The sequence below is a fragment of the Intrasporangium zincisolvens genome, from assembly GCF_034724055.1.
GTDB lineage: Bacteria > Actinomycetota > Actinomycetes > Actinomycetales > Dermatophilaceae > Monashia > Monashia zincisolvens.
On sequence record NZ_JAWIIL010000022.1, the window covers coordinates 1 to 1,397 of the forward strand.

A 1,397-nucleotide genomic window follows, 5' to 3' on the forward strand; every position below is an offset into this window, starting at 1 on the left:
CCTCGAGGCGCAGTCCGACGCCGAGCTGCGCGTCATCGAGGCCGTCGAGCATGCCAAGGCCGTGCTCGACGCCGCCGGCCTGCAGGCCCTGGCCCGGCTGCGCTCGTGCATCGAGTCCACCGAGCTCGCCCGGACCGCCGACCTCGGCGCCAGGACGCCCGCGGGCTGGCTCGACGCCGACCGGCTCACCATGCTCGAGGTCACCACCGCCACCGGCCTCGGACCCCAAGAAGTCCACGACCGGCTCAACCTGGCCACCGACCACTCTGTGGCCGCCGCCGACCTGCGCGCCCGCCTGCGTTCGGGCACCGTCACCCTGCACCGCGCCCGCCTGCTGCACGAGCAGACCCGCCACCTCGACGCCGACACCGCGATCGAGGTCACCGCCTCGGTGCTGCGGCCCAAGGACGGCGCCCCACCCTCACCCACCCTGTTCCGGCAACGCCTCACCCGCGCCTGCCTCGCCGCCGACCGCGACGCCGCCCTCAGACGCCGCCGGGCCCGGCGCCGCCGCGGCGCGTTCGCCCGCATCGACCCCGACGGCCTCGGCGTCCTCACCGTCACCAACGACGCCGACAAGGTCATCGCCGCCATGGAACGCGCCGACGCCCTGGCCCGCGCAGCCCGCCAGGCCGGCGACCTCCGCACCCTCGACACCCTGCGCGCCGACGCCATCACCGACCTGCTCACCTTCGCCACCGTGCCCGACACCGGCACCGCCTCCGGACGCCCCGACACACCCAGCGCCTCCGGCGCCTCGGGCGCCTTCCGTGGTGCCAGCCCGTCCAGCGACGGATCCGGTGCCGCGGCCCACGACGACGCCTGGACCGCCCTGCTGGGCCGACGCCCTGCCGCGTCAGTGAGCCTTGTCGTCCCGCTCCCGGTCGCGCTCGGCGCCTCCGACACACCCTGCGAGATCCCCGGCTACGGCTGGATCGACGCCCAGCACGCCCGCCACCTCATGCTCGGGCCCGACACCCGATGGCGCCTCATCGGCGTCGACCCCACCACCGGCACCGCCCACGCCGTCAGCACCACCAGCTACCGACCCACCCCCACCATCGCCGCCCTCGTCGAAGCCGTCGACGGCACCTGCCGCGGACCCGGCTGCACCATCCCCGCCGCCCGCTGCGACCTCGACCACGACACCCCCTGGCCCCACGGACCCACCGACACCACGAACCTCACCAGCAAACACCGCCAACACCACAACGCCCGCACCCACGGACACTGGACCGCCACCCGCGACCAGGACGCCCGCGTGCACTGGCGCACCACCGCCGGCCGCCGCTACACCACCCACCCCAAGGACTGGCTCGAAGACCTACGACCGGCACCCCCACCACCACCGAAACCAGCACCACGCCGCTACGACGACTCACCGCCACCGTTCTGAC

At 74.9% G+C, this 1,397-nt stretch carries 1 protein-coding gene; it reads left to right on the forward strand.

Annotation, left to right across the window (positions count from 1 at the left end):
• A partial coding sequence (locus RY076_RS23605; protein ID WP_323102473.1) for an HNH endonuclease signature motif containing protein occupies positions 1-1,396 on the forward strand: 1,396 nt, incomplete at its 5' end.
• Position 1,397: the final 1 nt, after the last annotated feature.